Consider the following 223-nt stretch of genomic DNA (forward strand, 5'->3'; position numbering starts at 1 on the left):
AGGCGAAAGCGCGTATCACGCGCCCCAGCCGCGCGCTCTTCGTGCTCTCGCTTCAGAACGGTCGCCCCCTCGTGGGAGGACAGGGCACGACGGCGGACGCCATGCTGGCGCTGGCAGGCGCCAGCAACGCGGCGGCGTCGCTGAGCGGCTGGAAGCCCCTGTCGGACGAAGGCCTGATCGCGGCCGCTCCCGACGCCATCGTGATGATGGAGCACGGCCCTGA

Annotated in this window: 1 protein-coding gene; it reads left to right on the top strand. The window is 71.3% G+C overall.

Annotation, left to right across the window (positions count from 1 at the left end):
* Positions 1-223 (top strand): ABC transporter substrate-binding protein (locus tag E4K09_RS28450; RefSeq protein WP_166802543.1); only part of this gene is annotated, 223 nt, incomplete at both ends.

The organism is Microvirga pakistanensis (genome assembly GCF_004458765.1).
Lineage (GTDB): Bacteria > Pseudomonadota > Alphaproteobacteria > Rhizobiales > Beijerinckiaceae > Microvirga > Microvirga pakistanensis.